Consider the following 21,414-nt stretch of genomic DNA (forward strand, 5'->3'; position numbering starts at 1 on the left):
ATTTTCCGGACGCCACGCAGCGGAACAGCGAGCACGCTTTCCACCAATATCTTTCATACAGTGGAATTTTTTTTAATCTTATACCGGCAATCGGAATTTGAAATTGACTGACGGTAATTTGGCTAGCTAGAGTCGGCGTCATCGAGGCAGTAGTCGATTGAACCGGTGTCGAACCATCCAAAGGTCAGATCATGTCGTTCCTCACACTTACCGACGTCACGAAATCGTTCGGCGATCTGCACGCAGTCGCCGACGTGAACCTGTCGGTGGAAAAAGGCGAATTCGTTTCGTTGCTCGGGCCGTCCGGCTGCGGCAAGACCACCACCTTGCAGATGATCGCGGGCTTCGTCGAAACGACGCGCGGACGCATCACGCTCGACGGCCGCGACATCACGCACATGAAACCGAACAGGCGCGGCCTCGGCATCGTGTTCCAGAGCTACGCGCTGTTTCCGCACATGAGCGTCGCCGAGAACGTCGGCTTCGGACTGGAAATGCGCAACATCGACAAAGCCGAGCGCAAGGAGCGCATTCGCGAAGCGCTGGCGCTGGTGCGGCTCGACACGCTCGCGCATCGCTTTCCGCGCGAACTCTCCGGCGGTCAACGGCAACGTGTGGCGATTGCCCGGGCCATCGTGATCGCGCCGCCGGTACTGCTGCTCGACGAACCGATGTCGAATCTCGACGCCAAGCTGCGCGAAGACATGCAGTTCGAACTGCGCGGCATTCAACGCAAGATCGGCACGACCACCATCATGGTGACGCACGATCAATCCGAAGCGCTGTCGATCAGCGATCGCGTGGTGGTGATGGAAGCCGGCCGCATTACGCAGATCGACACACCGTACGAAGCGTACGAGCGACCCGAGAATCGCTTCGTCTCGCAGTTCATCGGCAAGGCCAACATGCTGCCTGGCATCGTGGTGGCGCGCGACGGGGACGCGATCCGCATCGATCTCGGCCACGATCTCGCGGAAACCGGGCACACGGCGCAGTTGCCGGCGCGCGAGCGTGTGGTCGGTGTCGGCGACGCGGTGACCTTGTGCATTCGCCCGGAAAAACTGCGCCTGTGCGCACCGAACGCGGGGCGTGTGCCAGCAACCGTCACGAGCCGCTTCTTCCTCGGCAGCCAATGGTTGTACCGGCTTGACAGCCGGCTCGGCGAAGTGCTGGTGTGCTGCCAGAACGAAGGCACGGAGCCGCTGCCCGAAGGCGCGGCAGTGGGCGTGGACTGGAACAGCGAGGCGATCCGCTTCATTCAACGGGACGCGCATCATGGCTAGTACGCTGCCCGCCACCGACAAGCGCGACATGAAATCCGGCAACGCCCGCCGCGCGCCCTGGCAGGCATTTTTGCCGCTATGGCTGATGTGCGCGCCGGCGTTTCTGCTGTTCGTGGCGCTCGTGCTCGTACCGCTTCTGATGACGCTGGTGCTGACCTTCTATCGCTTCGATCCGGCCAGCGGGCCGATCGCCGCGTTCCAGTTCGGCAATTACGCGGAAGTGCTGAGCTCGTCGTATTACCACACCATCTTTCTGCGCACCTTCGGCATTGCGTTTCTGGTCACGCTGCTGTGCGTCGTGATCGGCACGCCGGAAGCATATGTGCTGTCGCGCATGCGCGACCCGTACCGCTCGATGTTCCTGCTGGTGATTCTCGCGCCGCTGCTGGTCTCCGTGGTGGTGCGGGCCTTCGGCTGGAGCATGCTGCTCAACACCAACGGTCTCGTGAATCAGGCGTTCGGTCTGATCGGACTCGGGCCTTACAAGCTCGAGTACACCACCTTTGCGATCGTCATTGCACTCGTGCACGTGATGCTGCCGTTCATGGTAATTCCGGTGTGGACGGCGCTGCAGAAGCTCGACCCGCAAACGGAAAACGCCGCGCTTTCGCTAATGGCATCGCCCGCCACCACGCTGCGTCGCATCGTTCTGCCGCAGCTCACGCCGGGCATTCTGTCGGGCAGCCTGATGGTGTTCGGCTTGTCGGCGAGCGCCTTCGCGATTCCCGGCCTGCTCGGCGGACGACGCCTGAAAGTGGCCGCCACCGCCGTGTACGACGAGTTCCTCGGCTCGCTGAACTGGCCGCTCGGCGCGACTATCGCGCTCCTGCTGCTGGTCGCGAACCTGATCGTGATGCTCACGTACTACCGGGTTCTGGAACGCAAATACACCCGAAGCCTCGGCTAATTCATCGGCTCACTTATCGGCTCACTCAGTGAAAACATCATGAGAAAAAACGGCCTTATCGCGCTGATTTTCCACACGCTCGTGATTGCGTTCGTGCTCGCACCGCTCGTGATCGTCGTGCTGGTCGCCTTCACGCCCGACGAAACGCTCACGTTGCCCACGCACGGCGTCTCGTTGCGCTGGTTCCGCGCGATCCTCAATTACCCGGATTTCATCAGCGCGTTTTTCAATAGCCTGAAGCTGGCGTTCGCTTCGGCAACGCTCTCGCTGATCGTGGCGCTGCCCGCCGCGCTCGCCATCGGCCGCGCGCGCTTTCCCGGCCGCAGCTTTCTCAACGGCCTGTTGCTGTCGCCGCTCGTGATTCCCGGCCTCGTACTCGGCATCGCGCTGCTGCGTTTTTTCGCGCTGATCGGTGCGACCGGCTCGTTCGCCTGGCTCGTGCTCGCGCACATGATCATCATCACGCCGTTCGTCATGCGGCTCGTGCTGGCTTCGGTAAGCGGGCTCGACCGCAGCGTCGAGCACGCCGCCAACTCGCTAGGCGCCGACGCATGGACCACGTTTCGCCGCATCACTTTCCCGATGATTCTGCCGGGCATAACCGGCGGCTGGCTGCTGGCCTTCATCAACAGCTTCGACGAATTGACCATGTCGATCTTCGTCACCTCGCCGCAAACCGTCACGCTGCCGGTGCGCATGTACATGTACGCCACCGAATCGATCGACCCGATGATGGCTTCCGTGTCCGCGCTGGTGATTTTCATCACGGGCGGCGCGATGCTGCTGCTCGACCGCGTGTATGGCCTCAACCGCATTCTGATCGGCCAGCACTAATGTCTTCTTCCGACCACGCTCTCATGCCGTCCACCTTGTCGTCTACCAACGCCACCGCGCCGCGTCGTGAGCCGCAATTCATCCGCATTGCGGAAACGCGGCGCAAACCGCTGCGCTTCTTTCTCGATGGTCAGGAAGTCGCCGCGCTGCAAGGCGATACGCTGCTGACAGCCGTGCTGATGCAGCAACGCCGCGTGCGCGAAAGCGAATTCAGCGGCGCGCCGCGCGCGGGTTTCTGCCTGATCGGCGCATGTCAGGACTGCTGGATGCGCACCGAAGACGGCAAGCGCGTACGTGCGTGCTCGACGCTCGTGACCGAGGGCATGCGCGTGCTCACGCGCCCGGCCGCCGCTATCGAAGCCGACACCGCGGACAGAAACGGAGACGCGCGATGAGCGACGAACGCCGCATCGTGATCGTCGGCGCCGGACCGGCTGGCGTACGCGCTGCCGAGACGCTGGTGGCGGCCGGCGTGAAGCCGGTCGTGATCGATGAAAACGCGCGCTGGGGCGGCCAGATCTATCGGCAGCCGCCCGCCAATGGCGGATTCCAGCGCTCGAAAAAAACGCTCTACGGTTTCGAAGCGTGCAAGGCCGATGCATTGCATTCGACCATGGCCGCACTTCTGCCTCATCTCGACTATCGCCCCGACACGCTTGCATGGGCGTGCGAAGCGGGCCACCTCGATACCTTGCACGCAGGACGTGAGCGGCGCGTGCCGTTCTCGCATCTGATCATCGCCAGCGGCGCGACCGACCGCGTGCTGCCGGTGCCGGGCTGGACGCTGCCCGGCGTCTACACGCTCGGCGCGGCCCAGGTCGCATTGAAGGCGCAAGGCTGCGCGATCGGCCGGCGCGTCGTGCTGGCGGGCACCGGTCCGCTGTTGTACCTCGTGGCGTACCAGTACGTGAAAGCGGGCGCGCAAGTCGTGGCCGTGCTCGACACGAGTCCGTTCTCGCAGCAGATCGCCGCGGCGCCGAAACTCGCGCGCCTGCCGTCCACGTTCGCCAAAGGCCTCTACTACGTCGGCTGGCTGAAAATGCATGGCGTGCGGATCGAGCGCGATGTGACGCTAGTCGGCATTCGCGGCGTAGACGGTGTGGAAGCGCTCGAATGGCGCGCCGCGCGTAATGGTTCGGCAAACGAAACAATCGCGTGCGACGCGGTCGGCTTGAGCTTCGGCCTGAAACCCGAAACACAACTCGCCGATCTCGCCGGCTGCCGCTTCCGTTTCGACGCGACCAACCGTTGCTGGCTGCCTGAAACAGACCCGGCGGGACGCAGTTCCGTGCGCGGCCTCTATCTCGCCGGCGACGGCGCGGGCATCGCCGGTGCGGACGCCGCCGAACTGGCCGGCCGACACGCCGCGCTGGCGTTGCTCGACGATCTCGGTATCGCGCATCCACGTGGCCCGAATATGCCCGACGCTGCATCGATCGAACGCCGGCTGAAACGTATCGCGGTATTTCGCGAGGGTATCGAAACGGCCTTCGCGCCGCCCGCGAAATGCGCGTCGCAATGGCCCGACGACATGACCGTGTGCCGCTGCGAAGAAATCGACGCGGGCACGCTAAGGCGCTGCATCCGTGGCGGCGAAGCGAATGAGATCAACCGGTTGAAGGCGCTCACGCGCATCGGCATGGGACGTTGCCAGGGACGCATGTGCGGCGAAGCCGCGCTCAACCTGCTCGCCGAAGAAACCGGCAAACCTCTCGACGCAGTGGGCCGCTTGCGCAGCCAGCCGCCCGTCAAACCCATTCCGCTCGCGCCGGCCATGTATGCCGACGACGTCGCCGAAATCCCAATGGAGGCGCGCGATGAGTGACACCCTGCATTACGACGTCGCAATCGCGGGCGGCGGGCTGGTCGGTTCATCGGCGGCGTTGGCGCTGGCTAAGCGCGGCCTGCGCGTAGGCCTCTTCGAGCGACGCTATTGCGGCGCGCAGGCGAGCGGCGTGAACTACGGCGGCGTGCGCTGCCAGGGACGCCCAGTCGAACAGATGCCGCTCGCGATCCGCGCGCGGCGTATCTGGGACCGCTTGCCGGAGTTGATCGGCATCGACGGCGAATTTACGGTGTCGGGCCATTTGCGCCTGGCCCGCGGCGAAAGCGCGCTGGCCGCGCTGCAAACGTGGGCCGAGATGGCGCGCGACTATGGCGTGCACGCGCAACTGATCAGCGGCACGGCGTTCCGCGAACGCTACCCGTGGCTCGGCGCATCGGCCGTCGGCGGCTCGCTGTGTGCGACGGACGGTCATGCGAATCCGCGGCTGGTGTCGCCCGCCTTCGCGCATGCCGCGCGTACCGCGGGCGCGGACGTGCGCGAGCAATCCGAACTCACCGACATTCGGCACGACGGCAAGCGTTTTCAATTGCGCGCCGGCGACCTGCGCGTCAGCGCCGACTGGCTGATCAACTCGGCCGGCGCGTGGGCGAATACCGTGGCGGGCTATTTCGGCGAGACCGTGCCGATGAAACCGATCTACCCGAACATGTGGGTCACCGAACCGCTGCCGCTCTTCATCACGCACAACCTGGGCGTGTATGGCGGCGGCATCTACGCGCGGCAGGTGGCGCGCGGCAATTGTGTGATCGGCGGCGGACGCGGACATGGCGACGGCGAATACGGCCAGCCGTCGACGGAAACCACGCGCGCGGTGATGCGCGACGCTTGCGCGCTGCTGCCCGCGTTGCGCGAGGCGTTGCTGATCCGCACGTGGAGCGGCGTGGAAGGCGAAACGCCCGACAGCAATCCGATCATCGGCGCGAGCCGCACCGTGCCGCGTCTGTTGCATGCATTCGGTTTTTCAGGCGGCGGCTTTCTGCTCGCGCCGGGCGTCGGCGAAGTGCTCGCCGATCTCGTCATCGACGGCGCCACCGCCACGCCACTCGACGCTTTTTCGATTGGCCGCTTTGCTGCTGTGGCGACCTCTCCGGTCGCCTGAGTCATCGTTTAGTGAACTTTAGTGAACCCCCGGAGCTCCTCAATGAAACTGTTCAAAACGCTCGCGGCGCTGGCCGCCTTATGTGCATTCGGCGCGGCCGCGCCGGCGTGGTCGCAAACCAAAACGATCTATATCGGCATGAACGGCGGCCCGATGGAAAAGGCCTATACGAGCCAGGTGCTGCCCGACTTCGAGAAAGCCAACAACGTGAAGGTGGTCGTGGTGCCGGGCACGTCGTCGGACATTCTCGCCAAGCTGCTGGCCAACAAGGCCAGTCCACAGATCCATGTGGTGTTTCTCGACGACGGCGTGATGGCACGCGCGGTCAGCATGGGTGTGTGCAGGAAGCTCGACGATTCGCCGGTGCTCAAGGAACTCTATCCGTTCGCGCGCATGAAAGACGACATGGGCGCGGGCGTGCAACTCGGCATGACCGGCATTGCCTACAACAAGAAGCTGTTCGCTGAAAAAGGCTGGGCGCCGCCCACTTCGTGGATGGATTTCGCCGATCCGAAATACAAGGGCAAAGTGGTGTTCCAGTCGGCGTCGAGCAGTACTTTCGGCCTGCACGGCTTTCTCGCCATCAACCGTCTGATGGGCGGTAGCGAACAGAACGTGGAGCCGGGCTTCACGAAATGGGCGAGCACGGTGGGACCGAACGTGGTCGAGTACGTGCCGAATTCGGCGAAGATTTCCGAAATGGTCCAGACCGGCGAGGCGGGTCTGTTCCCGTTGACGCCGACCGCCGTGGGCGATCTGGCGGACAAGGGCATTCCGGTCGGCTATGTGAATCCGAAGGAAGGTCCGGTGTTGCTGCTGGTCGATCTGTGCGTGGTCAACAACAACCCGGACCCGCAACTGGCGCAGAAGCTCGCGCAGTTCCTGCTCTCCGCGCCGGCGCAAACCAAGGCCGCCGAGGCCGGCCGTCAGATCCCCACCAACCGTCTCGCGAAGATGACGCCGGCCATGCAGCAAAGCCTCGGCAACGTGGAAGATCTGGTGCGCAAGGTGACGGTTGTGGATTGGGACACGATCAACGCACACCGCGCGCAGTGGGATACGCGCTGGAACCGGCAGATCGAACGCTAAGCCGGTCTTCGGGAGCTGCAACAAAAACGCGCGCCTTGCAGAGTTGCAAGGCGCGCGTTTTTTGTGAGCTTGCAGGAATTGTGGCTTTAGAAAACCACCGACATCGCCACCGCCAGCCAGATCGCCGTCACGCCCGCTAGAAACAGATGCCGCGCAATGCGCACCCGGCGGTCGCTGGTTTCGGGTTCGACGGGACTTGTCGCGACCCAGGGCACGAGCCCGAGGCAGCCGAAGCCGATCAGCGCGAACACGAACACGAAGACGTCGGCGACTCGCCAGGCGGTCGGCTCATACATGCCCCAGTAGCCGAGAAAGACGATCCCGATCGAGAAGATCGTGGCCGACGCGGAACTCAGCGCGGGCACTGACCCGGATGGACTCGGCATGCTTCACCTCCGATCGTTAGGCTGTCATGGTCATGCCTGCCGGGTTCCGCGCTACGGCTTGATTCAGGACGTGCGGGTCTGCCTCGCTTCATACGTCTTCAGATGACTATAGGCGATACGCAGCAACGACAAGCCGTGCTCGCCCTTTTGCGCGTCGCCGCCACGCGAAATCAGGTCGCCGAGAATGTGATCCGCCTCGGTATGCGAGTGGTTTTCGACATCGCGCAGCATCGAAGCGGTGAGCGGCGAAGGCGTAAAGAGCGTCTGCGTGGCGCGTGCGTCGAAGTCGGGGCCCATTGTGAAACCGTTGTGCTCGGCCACCGCCCGCGCCTCGCCCAGCAGATTTTCGATCACGCGTTTGCCGTCCGGCGCCGCCAGAATATCGCCGACCGAACCGCGCATCAAGCACGTGCCGGCCGCCAATGTGGCCAGGAACACCCACTTCTCCCACATGCGCAGCAAAATGTTGTCGCTGACCAGCGCATCGAAATTCGCGCCGCTCATTGCCTCGGCGATAGCCTGCACACGTTCCGACGTGCCGCCCGTCTGCTCGCCGAAAGTGATCGCATGGCTGTCGTTCAGATGCACGATGTGCTGCTCGGCGTTGAGCGTCGCCGCAATCACGCATTGACCGCCCAGCACGCGCGCGGAGCCGAACTTTTCGTCGAGCACCTCGATATGGCGCATGCCGTTGAGCATGGGCAGAATCAGCGTCGATTCGCCGACGAACGGTGCGAAGGAGTCAATGGCGTCGTCGAGACTGTAGGCTTTGCAACTCAGCAGCACCAGATCGAACGGCTCGGCGCTCACGCCGGCGAGAATGGTTTGTGGGTCGCGCAAGGTGAGATCGCCGCGCACGCTGCTGATCACGAGCCCGTCGCGCTTGAGTTTCTCCGCCCGGCCAGGGCGCACGAGGAAGGTCACGTCCTGTCCCGCCGCCGCGAGACGTCCGCCGAAGTAGCCGCCCACGGCACCCGCCCCTACTACTAGAATTCGCATCTTTGGCCTCTTGATAGATTTCGGTCACGCGCGCCGCGTCCATGAGCAAAGGCGTTCAGGAACGCACAGGCAGTGCGTGTGCAGGAATGTAGCAAAGATTGAAGATCGACATCCGCCACGATTGCCGTGGCCCGGCGTGCTGCACTGCACAGCGGCTTAGGTCAGATCAATCCGCGCAATACCGCTTTCGTCTTTCGCTCTTTGCCTCGGGGTGTCAGCGATGTCGGCTATACGGCGTCCTCCTTCTCAAAGCGTGCCGCAAATGGTGTTCTCGTAGAGCGCGAGCATGCCCGGCACCTCCACCGCCATACATACCTTGCAGTCGGGCCGGCTGTCCCAGGCCGGCGCGGGCACGGGCATGGTCGACGGTTTCTGAATGGATTGGCCCACCGCGATACCGTCGGTCAGCACGCGCACCGGGCCGCTGCGCGTCGTATAGAGATGCGGCGCCAATACGTAGGCTACCGCCGACGAATCATGCACGTAGATGCCGGGAAGCTGCGCGCTCTGCTCGTGAAACGCCTCGTAGTGCCGCGACACTTCCCATACGAACTGACCTGCCGCACCGCCGCGAGCACGCAGCGACGCCAGATAATCGTGGCTCATGATAGTGCGCTGCGTAACGTCCAGACCGACGATCGCGACCGGCCACGCCGCGCCGAACACGATGTCCGCGGCATCCGGGTCGCCCAGAATGTTGGCCTCCGCCGCGGGCGTGACGTTGCCGAGCACGCCGTCCGTGCCGAATGCGCCGCCCATGATCACTACCTGTTTGACGAGCGGCGCGATCTGCGGATCGTCGGCAAGCGCAAGAGCAAGATTCGTGAGCGGCCCAACCGCCAGCAGCGTCACTTCACCGGGATGCGCGCGCACCGTGTCGATGATGAAGCGGTGCGCGGGGCGCGCGTCGAGTGCAGCCTGCTCCGTTGTATCCAACGCGATATTGCCGAGCCCGTTGTCGCCGTGAATCCATGCGAGCGGTTCGGGCGCGGCGCGCTTGAGCGGCGCTGCCGCGCCTTGTGCGACCGGCACGCCTGCGGCAAATCGCCCGGCGAGAAAGCGCGCGTTGCGTGTGGTCGTTTCGATCGTTGCATTGCCGAATACGCTTGTCAGACCGAGCAGTTCGATATCCGGATGCAGCGCCTGGAATACGAGCGCCATTGCATCGTCCACACCTGGGTCGGTGTCGTAGATGACCTTATGCCTGCTCATAGATAGAACGCGTCCGGCAATTGTTCACGCGCGGTAGTGTCGCGCGTGGCGCCATGCAGATTGCCGAGGCGAATCGGCAAATCAGGCCCGCCCAGTTCAATGATCACCTGGCGGCACGCACCGCACGGCGCGATCGGGCCTTCTGTGTCGCCGATCACGGCGAGCGCCGCAAACTGGTCACGCTGATAGCCCGCTGCAATAGCGCTGAAAAACGCGGTACGTTCGGCGCAATTGCACAAACCATACGACGCATTCTCGACGTTGCAGCCGTCGAACACCTTGCCGTCCCGGGTCAGCAGCGCCGCACCGACCTTGAACTTCGAATACGGCGCATAGGCCTTTTCTCGCGCGGCACCGGCGCGTTCCAGCAATTGTTCCATATTCATACAGCGATCCTCGATTCAATTCAGCGTAATGAACATGCCCGCAATCGTGGCGCTCATCAGGTTCGAGAGCGTCGCGGCGAGCACGACACGCAGGCCGTAACGCGCGACTTCGGCGCGGCGCTCCGGCGCGACGGCGCTAAAGCCGCCCGTCAGCACCGCAATCGACGAAAAATTCGCAAAGCCGCACAGCGCAAACGACAGGATAGCAATGGTACGCGGATCGAGCGCCTGCAGACCGGCCGCGGTCACGCTCGCGGCGTCTTTCAGATACGGCGACAGCGACGCATAGGCGACGAACTCGTTGAGAATGACCTTCTGCCCGAGGAAATTGCCGGCAATCGTCGCCTCGCTCCACGGCACGCCGATCAGATACGCGAGCGGCGCGAACACGATACCGAGCACCGCTTGCATGGACAGTTGCGGATGGCCGAACCAGCCGCCAATGCCGCCCACGATCCCGTTGAGCAGCGCAATCAGCCCAACGAACGCGATCAGCATCGCACCGACCATCACCGCGATTTTCAGGCCCACGGTCGCACCGGAACTCGCCGCCTCGATCACATTGGCAGGGCGCTTCTCGTCGAAGTTGAGGTTGTCGAGATGAACCCGGCTCGGTTCCGTGGACGGGTGAATGATCTTCGCGAACAGCAAGCCGCCCGGCACCGCCATGAACGAGGCCGCGAGCAGATACTCGACTCGCACGCCAAGACCCGCATACCCCGCCAGAACCGACCCGGCGACGGCCGCCATGCCGCTCGACATCACCGCGAACAGCTCGGCGCCGGTCATGTCGCGCGTAAACGGTTTGACCACGGCGGGCATTTCGCTCTGACCCAGAAAGATCGTGGTGACCGCGGAAAACGATTCGAGCTTCGACACGCCGAGCAGCTTCTGGAACAACGTGCCGAGCACGATCACGATCCAGCGCATCACGCCGATGTAGTACAGCACGGAGATCAGTGCGGTAACGAAGATGATGGCCGGCAGCACGCGCACGGCGAACACGAAACCGCCGTCGCCGAAAACCTGGAACATCTTCGCTTGCACGAGGCCGCCGAACAGGAACTCGATGCCCGCATTGCCGTAGCCGAGTACATGATTCACCCCGGAGGCCGCGCCCGAAAGAATCGACTTGCCGACCGGCACGAAAAGAATGAACGCGCCGATACCGATCTGCGCCAGTAACGCGCTAATTACAGTCCGTAAACGGATCGCACGCCGGTTGGTCGAAAAGATGAAAGCGACAAGCAGAAGTACGGCAATACCGAGAATGTTTCGAGCGATCAGTGCCATGTCTCTTCGTGTTCTTGTGAAAGTGGCAATGATGCTAAACGAAACTCGTACTGGAGGAGAAACTTTAAATAGCGGCGCACGCTCCATTGCCGAAGATTCAGTCACGATTGATGCGCCGCGCATTTGCACAAAGGCGGCGGAGTGTGTCGAGGTATTTCGCACGCCGATGCACCCCGCCGCTATCGATTCAGAATCAGAGCATTTCCAACGCCAGCGCAATCCCCTGGCCGCCGCCGATGCACAGCGTAACAATGCCGCGTTTGAGACCATCGCGCCGCATGGAATGGAGCAGGCGCGTGGTCAGCACGGCACCGGTCGCGCCGATCGGATGGCCATGTGCAATCGCGCCGCCTTGCACGTTGATCAATTCGTCCGCAATGCCGAATCTGCGCGCGACCGCGATCGGCACGGCGGCAAACGCTTCATTGATCTCGAAGCGCTGGACGTCGTGCAATTGCCAACCCGCTCGCGCCAACGCCATCTCCACGGCCGGCACAGGACCAAGGCCGAACATGCCCGGTTCGACCGCGGCGACGCCGTAAGACACGAGCCGCGCGAACGGCTCGATGCCGCGTGCTTCCGCGAAACCGCGCTCCGCCACCAGCATCGCGGCCGCGCCGCTGTTCAATCCGGGCGCGTTGCCCGCGGTAATCGTGCCATCCGGGCGAAATGCCGGACGCAGTTTCGCCAGCGTTTCCACCGTGGTGTCGGGCCGCGGTTGTTCATCGCGCGTGAAATGCTGCGGACCTTTGCGTCCCGCGGTTTCCACGGCGACCAGTTCGGCGTCGAAATCGCCGCGCGCCTGTGCCTCGCTGAATCGCTGTTGCGAACGCGCCGCCCAGCGGTCCTGGGCTTCGCGCGTAATGTCGAATTGCGCGACGAGGTCTTCAGTGTGCCAGCCGGAGTGCTCGCCCGAAAACGCATCGTTCAGACCATCGCGCAGCAGGCTGTCGTGGATCTGCGCGTTGCCCATGCGGTAGCCCCAACGGCCGCCGTCGAGCAGATACGGCGCGCGGTCCATGTTCTCCATGCCGCCGGCCACGGCCGCATCGCCGAGACCGAGCAGGATCTCCTGCGCCGCCGAGGCGATTGCCTGAGCACCCGAGCCGCACACGCGATTGACAGTCAACGCCGGCACGCTCACCGGCACGCCGCCGCCGATCGACGCCTGGCGCGCCGGATTCATCCTGTTGCCGGCCTGAATCACGTTGCCCATCACGACCGAGCCCAGCGCGGCCGCGTCGAGCCCGCTGCGATGCAACGTCTCGCGCACGGCGATCGCGCCGAGTTCGGTGGCGGGCACCTCTTTCAGCGCCCCGCCGAATGCGCCGATCGGCGTTCTCACCGGATTGCAGATCACTACTTCTCGCTGATTCGTCATCGTTTCTCTCCAGTTGGATCAACAACTCACTGGCCACACGCTTGCATCAGTTGTTCGCCGATACCGCCGTGACCGCGTCAGGCACATCCCAGCCGCCGCCGAGCGAGCGGTACAACGCAACCGCCGAAAGCGCATGCTCGCGTTTGGCCTGGTTCAACGACTCGGCGTCGCGCAGATAGGCTTCCTGCGCCGCAAGCACATCCAGGAAACTCGACGCACCGCCCTTGTACAGCTCGGTCGAAAGACGCAGCGCGTGGTCCGACGCATCCAGCGCGCCGCCAAGCCGTTGGACCTGCACTGCGCCGCTCACCAGATCGCTGCGGTTGTCCTCGATTTCCTTGAGCGCTTGCAGCATGGTTTGCTGCAGACCGAGTTGCGATTCGCGCATGCGGCTTTCGCTCGCATCGATATTCGCGGTGATACGGCCCGCGTTGAAAATCGGACTCGTCGCGTTCAAGGCGGCGCTAAAGAGGTTGTCGGTCAGCGTCGGCAGACCGAGGTAGGACGAGGCCAGCAAACCGTCTGCGAGATTGAGCCTGAACTGCGGATAGCGCTGCGCTTTCGACACGCCCACTTCCGCCGCGCGCTGTTCGACCGTTGCGTATGCGGTGCGTACGTCGGGGCGCTGCAGGAGCGCTTGAGAAGGCAGCATCTGCGGCACGCTTTGCGCGGGCACCGGAATATCGCGGGCATTGGCAAGCAGCAAACTGTCCACGCTTTCCGGCGTGCGCCCCGAATACACCGCAATCAAACTCAATTGATGCTGCACCGCCGATTGCACACGCGGAATCTGCGCCTGCAAATCTTCCAGCTGGTTCTGCGCGCGGGCAACGTCCAGTTGCGTCGACAGCCCGTAATGCAGACGCGCCTGTGTGAGCTTCAGCGCGCGTGCGCGAATCTGCTCGTTGTCGTTCAGAATCTGCAACTGCGATTGCGCCCAGCGCAGATCGATATACGCCGCCGCGGTATTCGCCGCGAGTGCGAGGCGCACCTGATTCAAAGCCGCCTGACGTCCCGATACCTGCGCCTGCGCCGCGAGCACCGCAAGACGCTCGCCGCCGAACACGTCGGGCGTCCAGCTGGCGGTTACGCCGAAACCGGCCTGACGCACATAACCGAGTGGCGGCGGCGCGTTCTGACGCGAGTCGGACGCGGTCGCGCTTGCATTCAACTCGGGCAGCAGGGCCGCACGGTTTTGCGTCGCCAGATCCTGCGCCTGCTTGACGCGTTCCACGGCCGCCTGCACGTCGAGATTGCCGGTCAACACGGATTCGACCAGTTGATGCATGACGGGGTCGCCGAATCGCGCCCACCACGCATCCGCGCTCACGCTGTCTTGCGGCGCATCGACATTCCACGCAGCGGGCGCGACGGTCTTCACCGTCTGCGGCAAATCCGCGTGCGTTGCCGGCTGCACCGCGCACGCCGCGAGCGTCAGCATGGCGGCGCTCGCCAGTACTTTGAGAAGGATCGGTTTCATGGGGAATTCCTCAATGGGCATCGGGTGGCGGAGCGTTGTTGCCGAACGGGCGCGAGAACAGCACGCTCAGCAGGCCGACCACGAAACACAGCGACAGGGCGAAGAAGGTATCGGAGAACGTGAGCACGAGTGCTTCGCGCATCAGCAGAGCGTGCAGTTCGCCGAGCCCCGCGTTTGCCGCGTTCAGCACGTTGCCGCCCACTGCCGCGAAATGCGCGCCTTGTTGCTGCAAGATCGACTCGACCACCGGACGGCCCACGTTCAGATGTTCATCCAGCCGCTCATAGTGCAGATTCAGGCGGTCGTTGAGCATCGTGCTGCTCACCGCAATGCCGATCGCGCCGCCGAGGTTACGCATCAGATTGAACAGGCCGCTCGCGGAACGAAGCCGCGACATCGGCAATGAACCGAGCGCCATCGTGACAATGGGTGGAATGCAGAACTGCTGGCCGATTCCGCGCAACGCCTGCGGGATCAGCAACTCCTGCCAGCCCCATTGATTGGTCAGCGGCACGTACAGATAACAGCCCACGCCGAACAGCACCAGGCCGAACACCAGCAGCAACCGCATATCGACAAAGCGCGCGACCACCGAATAAGCCACCATCGCGGCCAACTGAAAACAGCCGACCGACAGCAACGCCACGCCGATCTGCAACGAATCGAAGCCACGCACACGCGACAAGAACACCGGCGTCAGGAACACCGCACAGAAAATGCCGATCCCCGTGATGAACGACAGCAGACTGCCGATGCCGAAATTGCGGATCGCCAGCGCGCGCAAGTCGACGATCGGCTCTTTCGCGGTGAACGCATGCACGATGAACAGGAAGCCGCAGATCGCCGCTATCCACGTACACGTCACGATTATGTCGTCGCCGAACCAGTTCTTGCGCGGCCCTTCCTCCAGCACGTATTCGAGGCAACCGAGAAAACCCGACATCAGCAGGATGCCGAGGTAATCGCCTTTCTTCAGCAGCGACAGGTCGACGTTGTCGAAGTGCACGTACTTCGGCACCATCAGCGTGACGGCGACGCCGGGCACCAGGTTCAGATAGAACAGCCAGTGCCACGACCATTGCGACGTGATCCAGCCGCCGATCACCGGACCGACGGTCGGCGCGAGCGTGGCGAGCGCGCTGATGGTGGTGGAGGCGATCAGGCGCTGCTTGCCGGGAAACAGCACGAATGCCGTGGTAAACACCGTCGGGATCATCGCGGCGCCGAGCGCGCCCTGCAAACCGCGGAACAGGATCATCGAGTTGATGTCCCACGCGAGACCGCACAACATGCTGGTGAGCGTGAAGCCGAGCGCGGAAAACGCGAACACCCAGCGCGTCGAGAACACGCGGGTGAGCCAGCCGGACATCGGAATCACCAGAATCTCGGCGATCAGATACGAGGTCTGCACCCACGAGAGTTCGTCCTGGCTCGCGGACAAGCCACCGCCGATATCCTTGAGTGACGACGCAACGATCTGGATATCGAGCGTCGCCATGAAAAAGCCGATGCACATCAACGTGAACGCCAGAACTTTGGTTCGCGTCGGCAAATCGGCGGGGTTGGCGAGAACTTGAGTCATGATCGGCTCAACCGCGCGCCGACGTGTTTTCGGCGCTCCGAAGGGCGTCCCCCTGCGGGGCATCGACATGCACTTTCACCGTGGCGGAGAGACCGGGACGCAGCACGCCTTGCATGTCCTTGGGCACATCGAGGCGCACCCGCACCGGCACGCGCTGCACGATCTTCGTGAAGTTGCCGGTGGCGTTTTCGGCGGGCAGCACGCTAAAGGTCGCACCCGTGGCCGGCGCCAGGCTTTCCACGATCCCGTGGATGCGTTTGCTCGATGCATCGAGATCGACGTCGACGCTGTCGCCGACGCGCATTTTCTTCAACTGGTCCTCCTTGAAGTTGGCGTCGATCCACAATCCACTCGCTGGCACCACCGTCAGCAGCGACACACCCGTGTTCGCCAGCAGGCCGACTCGCGCGGTGCGATTGCCGACATAGCCGTCGATCGGCGAGCGGATCGTCGTGTACTCCACGTTCAGTGCCGCAACGCGTTGGGCGGCTTGCGCGGTGGCGATGCGCGCCTCGGCGTCGCCGATCTGCGCGTCGAGCACGGCGATCTGGCGCTGCGCGGCCACCAGCGCCGCATTGCTGCGATCGACCGCGGCGTGCGCTTTCGTCAGATCGGCGTCCGCGCGTTCGACCACCTGGTTCGATACCGCTTCGTCCTTCACGAGTTCGCGGTAGCGCGTCTGGTCCGCGGCGCTGCGCGTCAATTCGGCGCCCGATGCGCGGACCTCCGCGGCCTGCTCGTTGATCGTGGCGAGTTGCAGGGATTTCTTCGCCTGCAATTCAATCACCGCCGCTTGCGCGCTCTGCACTTCCGCCGTGGCCTGCGCGAGCCGCGCGTCGTAGTCGCGCGCATCCAGCCGGATCAGCACCTGGTTTGCGTGGACGAACTGGTTGTCCTGCACCAGCACGTCCGTGACAAAGCCGTTCACCTTCGGCGCCATCACAGTGACATCGCCGCCCACGTAGGCATCGTCGGTCGTTTCGACGAAGCGGCCGACGAAGAACCAGTACGACGCCGCCAGCGCCAGCACGACGAGGACCGTGATGACCGCGAGCAGCATCCACGGAATACGCCGTGCCGGTTTGGCGGTCTGCGCCGCGCTCGGCGGGGCGATAGTCGATGGAGTAGTGGACATGTTGTCGGTATGTGCGTATGCACTCGTTACGTTGAAAAAAACGGCGCGTCAATTGCGCCGGCCATCCGTTGCCGCACTCGCGGCTTCGGACTCAATCCCGTGTCATTGCAAACAGTTCGCTACGTAGTGCGGCCGCGCGCCGCTCGCCAAAGCGGTGCTCGAATTCGGCTTGCGCGGCATACCAGTGTTCACGGCCTGCCTTGAGCCGCTCCTCGCCTGCGGCGGTGAGCGCGATTGTCAGCGCCCGTGCGTCGGCGCCGAGTGCCTCGCTCGACACGAGGCCGTTGCGGCGCAGCGGCTGGATCGTGCGGACCAGGGTCGTGCGTTCCATGCGCATGGCCTCGGCCATTTGCTTCATTGTCATGGGGCCGGTGCGTTTGAGCCGCCCCAGCAGCGAAAACTGCGTAATGGTCAGCCCAACATTGCCCAGATGCCGGTCGTAAATCTGCGAGACATAACGCGCGGCCTGGCGGATGGCAAAACAGTCGTCGTCGATTAGCCCTTCCATTGCTGGACTTCCTCGTGAGTGAGTGCGTATGCACACAAACAGGCGCACGTATGCCCCAGTGAACGAGCGCGGACGCCTCAGCTAGCCGGTGATGCTGAACAGCTCGGCGCGCAGCGTTTTGGCGCGCGCATGGCCGAACTTCTTTTCGAACTCGTCCTGCGCGGCACGCCACGCAATGGCGGCCTGGTCGAACGTTGCTTCGCCCTTCTCCGTCAGGCTGAACAGCAACGTGCGGCCGTCATGCTCCGCGGATTCCGCAACCACCAGACCGTCGCGCTGCAAAGGCTTCATGGCACGGACCAGCGTGGTGCGTTCCATCACCATTGCGTCCGCCAGATCCAGCATGGGCAGATTCGGCGTGCGCGCGAGCTTGGCGAGAATCGTGAACTGCGCAGCCGTCAACCCGACGGCACTGAGATGGCGCTCGTAGATTTGCGTGACGTGCCGCGCCGCCTGGCGCAGCGCGAAACAGTTGCATTCGTCGTAAGAGAGAGGACGGTTCATGATGCGCAGTCTATATGTGCATACGCACAGAGTCAAGTTTCGCTGGCTTGAACACTCTGTTGCGCATTCAATGCACCAGCATGTCGTTGATCTGGACCACGTCGGTGATGCTCAGGGCGGCCGTGTCGCCCTTGAGTTGCATCAGCGCGCCGATGGCGTCGTAGCGGGCGGCCAGCAAATCGCGTTGCGAGGAATAAAGCGCATCGATCGCTCTCAGTACGTCGCTGGCCGTTCGGCTCCCTACCCGAAAGCCAATTCGGGTTGCCGCCAGCACCTCTCGCGAAGAGGCCACGAGGTGCGTGAGCAGATCGATTCGCGTGCGTCCATACTGATAGCGGCTGTAATCGTCGCGCGCCGCGGCCGCGGCGTCGCGCGACGCGCCCGCAAGGCCCTCTTGCGCCTTGTCTTCCAGCGCGGACGACGCCCTCACCTTGGCCTGTGTCTCACCGCCGGAGAAAACCGGGATCGAGATGGCGAGCATGCCCGTTGTCGTCGTGGTGGGACGCGAGTAGCCGGATGCCGCGCCGGCCGGGGTATAGCTTCCGGTCAGATAAACCGAGGGCAGATGTGCCGACGTGGCCTTGCTCACCTCCATTTTTGCAATCTGCCAGTCCAGTTGTTTGAGTTGAACCTCGAACGCATGATCTCTGGCCTGGCCGGCCCACGCCTCGATGTCTTCAGGCTCCAGGCGCGGCATCGGCAACGAGTCAGGCAAACGCGCGAGCGTTTCGAAGGGCACGCCGGTGGCTTGCGCGAATGCCCTGCGCTTCGCACGCAAGGTATTTTCCGCATCCATCTGCTCCAGCGCGATCTTCTCACGCGCGGTCTGGGCGTCGCGCAGATCGATCAGCGTCGCTTCGCCCCCCGCTTTGCCCCGGTTGATCAATTGAAGTTGCTGATCGACAGCGTTCGCGTATTCGCTGACGCGTCTCAATTCGTCTTCGGCAACGAGCGCTTCGAAGTACACGCGCACGGCCCGCAGAATCGCGGCCTGTTGCGCCGCATTCACTTCGACCGTGCCGCGAGCTTCGACGAAATCCGCCTGCCTGTAGTTGCTCCATTTCGTCCAGTCGAACAACGGCTGCGCGATATTGATGGTCCATCCCGACTGCCAGTAGGTCGTCTTCGGAAAACCATCCGTCGCTATGCTGTTATAGGTGCGCCCCCAACCTGCGGAAATCTGTGGCAACATCCCGGCGCGCGCCTGCGGAACGGCCTGCTGTGCCGCCGCGTAGCCGGCGCGCGCCTGCGCAAGGTTGGAGTCGCGGCCGAGCGTCTGTTGCGTTACGGTAAGAAGGTCGGTCGCAAACGCGGGACTCGCAATGGCGCACAACAGACTGATCGCAACGTGCGCGAGACGGAACTCAAACATGGGCCGGCTCCGGCAGACGATGCGGATGATCGGGCATTTCGCGCACCAGCGCGCCGTCCATCAGACGATAGCGAACATCGAATGCGGCCGCCAGTGACCGGTCGTGTGTAATCACCACGACCGTGCAATCCAGCCGGCGCAGCAAAGCGGCTACGTGTTGCACCGAAGCCGGATCGAGATTGGACGTCGGTTCGTCGAGCAGCAGCAGACTGCGGCCCTGATAAAGCGCGCGGGCCAGCAGCAATCGTTGCCGCTGGCCCGCCGAAATGTTCGCGATCGTGTCGCTAATGACGGTTCGTGTGCGCATCGGCAGACGCATGACGTCCTGTAGTAAGCCCACGTCTTCGAGTAGCGCGTGCACGCGGTCTTCATCGATGCTGCCCGCAAACAAGGTGATGTTTTCGGCAATCGAGCCATGCAGAATCAGGTCGCCCTGACGCATGTGCGCGGCATGCCGGCGGATCTCGTCGACGCTCAGATTGGGCCACGCAATGCCGTTCAGCGCTATCTGGCCTTCCTGAAGCGGTTCGGAAGCCGACAGCAATTTGAACAACGTCGATTTCCCCGCACCGGACGGCCCGGTAATGGCGATCTTGTCGCCGTGCCGGATATCGATGCTCACGTCCCGTAGAACCGGCTGGTCGGAAACGCCGTAGCGAAACGTCACATTCCGCACTTCAATCCGCTCGAACATGCGTATCTCGGTCACGCGGTTGCAGTCGGCAAGCGGCGTATACCGCTCTTCTTCGCACTCGACGATATCCGCCACGCGCGCGGTCGGCACACTCAGCATGAAGTAGGCAAACGCACCGTTGACCGCGTGTGCAAAGCGCTCGGACATCAGCGACTTGTAGATCAGAAACGAATAGAAAACGCCCACGGATACAGTGCCCGCCAGCATCAGTCGCGCGGCGAACCAGGTGATCGCAATCGTGTCCGCGTACTGCACCAGCTTGAGAATTGCGTCGCGAGCGCTGGTCAGCCGGTTACTCGCCAGCAGCGCGCTCACATATTCCTTGTACTTGATCATGAAGAGCGCCGTGCGGCGCGTCTCGCCCTGGGCGAGCTTGATCAGGCTCGCTGCGCGGATCGTCTCGATCAATGCATCGTCGCAACGCGCCGACGTTTCGAGCACCAGTGCGTGGTTGTCCCGCATGCGGGCGAACATGCCCAGCGCGACCGCAAGATAGACGACGAACATGCCCACCGCGACGGCCGTCAACATGCGGCTTTGCACGAGCATCAGAATGAGTGCGAGCGACCCCACGGCGACGTCGATGCACATCGACGTCACGGTACGGGTGGCGTATACGCTGATTTCGTCCTGCGCCTTGATGCGCGCGAAAACGTCGCCGACATGGCGCTTCTCGAACCACGACATGGGATTGCGCAGAAGATGACCGAGCAGCCCCTCGGTCGTGTTGATCTGCGTAAGCTGATGCAGCAATTCGACAAGGCGCGTTTCCACATACTGGCTGAGCGCACCGACCGCGAAGATGCCGGCAAATGTCAGCACGAGCACGCCCAGCAGATTGATGTTGTCAGCCGAGACCACGTAGTCGAGTACGAGATTGCCCAGATAGGGCATGGCGAGGATCGCGAACTGGCTGCCCAGCGCGACGAACATGACTTTCGCCAGTTGCTTGCGCAGTGCGGGATTCAACGCCCGCACGCGCGCCAGCGCGCCGGGCACCTGCGATTTCGCGCGAATGCGCGGCATTGAAGGCGTGGCGGAGCATTCGAGCAGATAGCCGGACACGCTCGCCACGAACGTATCCATCGAGACCCGCCGCCGGCCGCTGGCAGGATCGACAACCTGAACGTAGCCATGACCGCACTTCTCGAACACCACGAAATGCGCGCCGCCAAAGTGAAGAATCGAGCCTCGCCTGACCGACGGCAGATCCGCGACGTCGAACCGGTAAGCCTGCACGGCGAGGCCGAATTCGGTCGCCACGTCGTACAGGTCCATCAAGGACAGGCCGTTCGCCGATATCGGCCTGAATGCGGACAACTCGCGCACTTCGGTGGCTCGGCCCAGGTGCGAGAGCACCATGGCCAGGCAGGCATAGCCGCATTCCGCGACTTCGTTCTGATAAATCGTTCGCACAAGGCCCC

General features: G+C 63.3%; 20 protein-coding genes. 7 read left to right on the top strand and 13 right to left on the bottom strand.

All coding sequences use genetic code 11. From position 1 onward, the window contains the following. The first annotated feature begins 191 nt into the window (after positions 1–191). The 7 genes from NE850_RS21430 to NE850_RS21460 are packed head-to-tail and all read left to right on the top strand — an operon-like array spanning position 192 to position 7,058. Positions 192–1,283: an ABC transporter ATP-binding protein gene (locus NE850_RS21430; RefSeq protein ID WP_007177980.1), complete on the top strand. Its 1,092-nt coding sequence runs from the start codon at positions 192–194 to the stop codon at positions 1,281–1,283. After that, complete coding sequence (locus NE850_RS21435; RefSeq protein ID WP_165189081.1) at positions 1,276–2,190, top strand: ABC transporter permease; 915 nt, start codon at positions 1,276–1,278, stop codon at positions 2,188–2,190. Before NE850_RS21430 ends, NE850_RS21435 begins: the two co-directional genes overlap by 8 nt. A 39-nt stretch (positions 2,191–2,229) precedes the next feature. Then, positions 2,230–3,024, top strand: coding sequence for an ABC transporter permease (locus NE850_RS21440; RefSeq protein WP_007177982.1), 795 nt, complete (start codon positions 2,230–2,232; stop codon positions 3,022–3,024). Beyond that, positions 3,024–3,419 (top strand): (2Fe-2S)-binding protein, encoded by a 396-nt coding sequence (locus NE850_RS21445; RefSeq protein ID WP_007177983.1) that lies wholly within the window; start codon positions 3,024–3,026, stop codon positions 3,417–3,419. Before NE850_RS21440 ends, NE850_RS21445 begins: the two co-directional genes overlap by 1 nt. Continuing rightward, positions 3,416–4,849, top strand: coding sequence for an NAD(P)/FAD-dependent oxidoreductase (locus NE850_RS21450; RefSeq protein ID WP_007177984.1), 1,434 nt, complete (start codon positions 3,416–3,418; stop codon positions 4,847–4,849). The genes NE850_RS21445 and NE850_RS21450 overlap by 4 nt, the downstream gene beginning before the upstream one ends. Next, on the top strand, positions 4,842–5,969 hold the full coding sequence (locus NE850_RS21455; protein WP_007177985.1) for an FAD-binding oxidoreductase: 1,128 nt from the start codon (positions 4,842–4,844) through the stop codon (positions 5,967–5,969). Before NE850_RS21450 ends, NE850_RS21455 begins: the two co-directional genes overlap by 8 nt. 42 nt (positions 5,970–6,011) lie before the next feature. Further along, positions 6,012–7,058 carry an ABC transporter substrate-binding protein gene (locus tag NE850_RS21460; protein ID WP_007177986.1) on the top strand — a complete coding sequence of 349 codons (1,047 nt, stop codon included), beginning with the start codon at positions 6,012–6,014 and terminating at the stop codon, positions 7,056–7,058. Between the two features lie 86 nt (positions 7,059–7,144). Here the strand turns inward: NE850_RS21460 and NE850_RS21465 are convergent, their stop codons facing one another. From NE850_RS21465 to NE850_RS21525, 13 genes are all read right to left on the bottom strand, one after another. Next, positions 7,145–7,444, bottom strand: a complete 300-nt coding sequence (locus tag NE850_RS21465) for a hypothetical protein (protein WP_007177987.1) — start codon at positions 7,442–7,444, stop codon at positions 7,145–7,147. Between the two features lie 63 nt (positions 7,445–7,507). Then, on the bottom strand, positions 7,508–8,443 hold the full coding sequence (panE, locus tag NE850_RS21470; RefSeq protein WP_007177988.1) for a 2-dehydropantoate 2-reductase: 936 nt from the start codon (positions 8,441–8,443) through the stop codon (positions 7,508–7,510). 246 nt (positions 8,444–8,689) lie between these two features. Continuing rightward, positions 8,690–9,655: a nucleoside hydrolase gene (locus NE850_RS21475; RefSeq protein WP_007177989.1), complete on the bottom strand. Its 966-nt coding sequence runs from the start codon at positions 9,653–9,655 to the stop codon at positions 8,690–8,692. Beyond that, on the bottom strand, positions 9,652–10,041 hold the full coding sequence (locus tag NE850_RS21480; protein ID WP_007177990.1) for a cytidine deaminase: 390 nt from the start codon (positions 10,039–10,041) through the stop codon (positions 9,652–9,654). Before NE850_RS21480 ends, NE850_RS21475 begins: the two co-directional genes overlap by 4 nt. Positions 10,042–10,056: 15 nt before the next feature. Beyond that, positions 10,057–11,334: a NupC/NupG family nucleoside CNT transporter gene (locus NE850_RS21485; RefSeq protein ID WP_007177991.1), complete on the bottom strand. Its 1,278-nt coding sequence runs from the start codon at positions 11,332–11,334 to the stop codon at positions 10,057–10,059. Between the two features lie 193 nt (positions 11,335–11,527). Further along, entirely contained in the window at positions 11,528–12,715 is a 1,188-nt protein-coding gene (locus tag NE850_RS21490; RefSeq protein ID WP_165189085.1) for a thiolase family protein, read from the bottom strand. Positions 12,716–12,761: 46 nt separating this feature from the next. After that, positions 12,762–14,195 (bottom strand): efflux transporter outer membrane subunit, encoded by a 1,434-nt coding sequence (locus tag NE850_RS21495; RefSeq protein ID WP_310699385.1) that lies wholly within the window; start codon positions 14,193–14,195, stop codon positions 12,762–12,764. 10 nt (positions 14,196–14,205) lie between these two features. After that, on the bottom strand, positions 14,206–15,777 hold the full coding sequence (locus NE850_RS21500) for a DHA2 family efflux MFS transporter permease subunit (RefSeq protein ID WP_007177994.1): 1,572 nt from the start codon (positions 15,775–15,777) through the stop codon (positions 14,206–14,208). A gap of 7 nt (positions 15,778–15,784) precedes the next feature. Next, positions 15,785–16,912: an HlyD family secretion protein gene (locus tag NE850_RS21505; RefSeq protein ID WP_007177995.1), complete on the bottom strand. Its 1,128-nt coding sequence runs from the start codon at positions 16,910–16,912 to the stop codon at positions 15,785–15,787. A 91-nt stretch (positions 16,913–17,003) separates the two neighbouring features. Further along, positions 17,004–17,420, bottom strand: a complete 417-nt coding sequence (locus NE850_RS21510) for a MarR family winged helix-turn-helix transcriptional regulator (protein ID WP_007177996.1) — start codon at positions 17,418–17,420, stop codon at positions 17,004–17,006. 81 nt (positions 17,421–17,501) lie between these two features. Beyond that, positions 17,502–17,924 carry a MarR family winged helix-turn-helix transcriptional regulator gene (locus NE850_RS21515; protein WP_007177997.1) on the bottom strand — a complete coding sequence of 141 codons (423 nt, stop codon included), beginning with the start codon at positions 17,922–17,924 and terminating at the stop codon, positions 17,502–17,504. A gap of 67 nt (positions 17,925–17,991) precedes the next feature. After that, entirely contained in the window at positions 17,992–19,296 is a 1,305-nt protein-coding gene (locus NE850_RS21520) for a TolC family outer membrane protein (protein ID WP_007177998.1), read from the bottom strand. Then, entirely contained in the window at positions 19,289–21,406 is a 2,118-nt protein-coding gene (locus NE850_RS21525) for a peptidase domain-containing ABC transporter (protein WP_007177999.1), read from the bottom strand. The genes NE850_RS21520 and NE850_RS21525 overlap by 8 nt, the downstream gene beginning before the upstream one ends. Between the last annotated feature and the right edge of the window lie 8 nt (positions 21,407–21,414).

The sequence above is a fragment of the Paraburkholderia sp. USG1 genome (assembly GCF_031570135.1).
In the GTDB taxonomy this organism is placed as follows: domain Bacteria; phylum Pseudomonadota; class Gammaproteobacteria; order Burkholderiales; family Burkholderiaceae; genus Paraburkholderia; species Paraburkholderia dioscoreae.

Bases quoted from the DNA above. Each gene is read 5' to 3' on its own strand.
- NE850_RS21430 (WP_007177980.1), top strand. From the start codon at position 192: ATGTCGTTCCTCACACTTACCGACGTCACGAAATCGTTCGGCGATCTG.
- NE850_RS21435 (WP_165189081.1), top strand. From the start codon at position 1,276: ATGGCTAGTACGCTGCCCGCCACCGACAAGCGCGACATGAAATCCGGC.
- NE850_RS21440 (WP_007177982.1), top strand. From the start codon at position 2,230: ATGAGAAAAAACGGCCTTATCGCGCTGATTTTCCACACGCTCGTGATT.
- NE850_RS21445 (WP_007177983.1), top strand. From the start codon at position 3,024: ATGTCTTCTTCCGACCACGCTCTCATGCCGTCCACCTTGTCGTCTACC.
- NE850_RS21450 (WP_007177984.1), top strand. From the start codon at position 3,416: ATGAGCGACGAACGCCGCATCGTGATCGTCGGCGCCGGACCGGCTGGC.
- NE850_RS21455 (WP_007177985.1), top strand. From the start codon at position 4,842: ATGAGTGACACCCTGCATTACGACGTCGCAATCGCGGGCGGCGGGCTG.
- NE850_RS21460 (WP_007177986.1), top strand. From the start codon at position 6,012: ATGAAACTGTTCAAAACGCTCGCGGCGCTGGCCGCCTTATGTGCATTC.
- NE850_RS21465 (WP_007177987.1), bottom strand. From the start codon at position 7,444: ATGCCGAGTCCATCCGGGTCAGTGCCCGCGCTGAGTTCCGCGTCGGCC.
- panE (WP_007177988.1), bottom strand. From the start codon at position 8,443: ATGCGAATTCTAGTAGTAGGGGCGGGTGCCGTGGGCGGCTACTTCGGC.
- NE850_RS21475 (WP_007177989.1), bottom strand. From the start codon at position 9,655: ATGAGCAGGCATAAGGTCATCTACGACACCGACCCAGGTGTGGACGAT.
- NE850_RS21480 (WP_007177990.1), bottom strand. From the start codon at position 10,041: ATGAATATGGAACAATTGCTGGAACGCGCCGGTGCCGCGCGAGAAAAG.
- NE850_RS21485 (WP_007177991.1), bottom strand. From the start codon at position 11,334: ATGGCACTGATCGCTCGAAACATTCTCGGTATTGCCGTACTTCTGCTT.
- NE850_RS21490 (WP_165189085.1), bottom strand. From the start codon at position 12,715: ATGACGAATCAGCGAGAAGTAGTGATCTGCAATCCGGTGAGAACGCCG.
- NE850_RS21495 (WP_310699385.1), bottom strand. From the start codon at position 14,195: ATGAAACCGATCCTTCTCAAAGTACTGGCGAGCGCCGCCATGCTGACG.
- NE850_RS21500 (WP_007177994.1), bottom strand. From the start codon at position 15,777: ATGACTCAAGTTCTCGCCAACCCCGCCGATTTGCCGACGCGAACCAAA.
- NE850_RS21505 (WP_007177995.1), bottom strand. From the start codon at position 16,912: ATGTCCACTACTCCATCGACTATCGCCCCGCCGAGCGCGGCGCAGACC.
- NE850_RS21510 (WP_007177996.1), bottom strand. From the start codon at position 17,420: ATGGAAGGGCTAATCGACGACGACTGTTTTGCCATCCGCCAGGCCGCG.
- NE850_RS21515 (WP_007177997.1), bottom strand. From the start codon at position 17,924: ATGAACCGTCCTCTCTCTTACGACGAATGCAACTGTTTCGCGCTGCGC.
- NE850_RS21520 (WP_007177998.1), bottom strand. From the start codon at position 19,296: ATGTTTGAGTTCCGTCTCGCGCACGTTGCGATCAGTCTGTTGTGCGCC.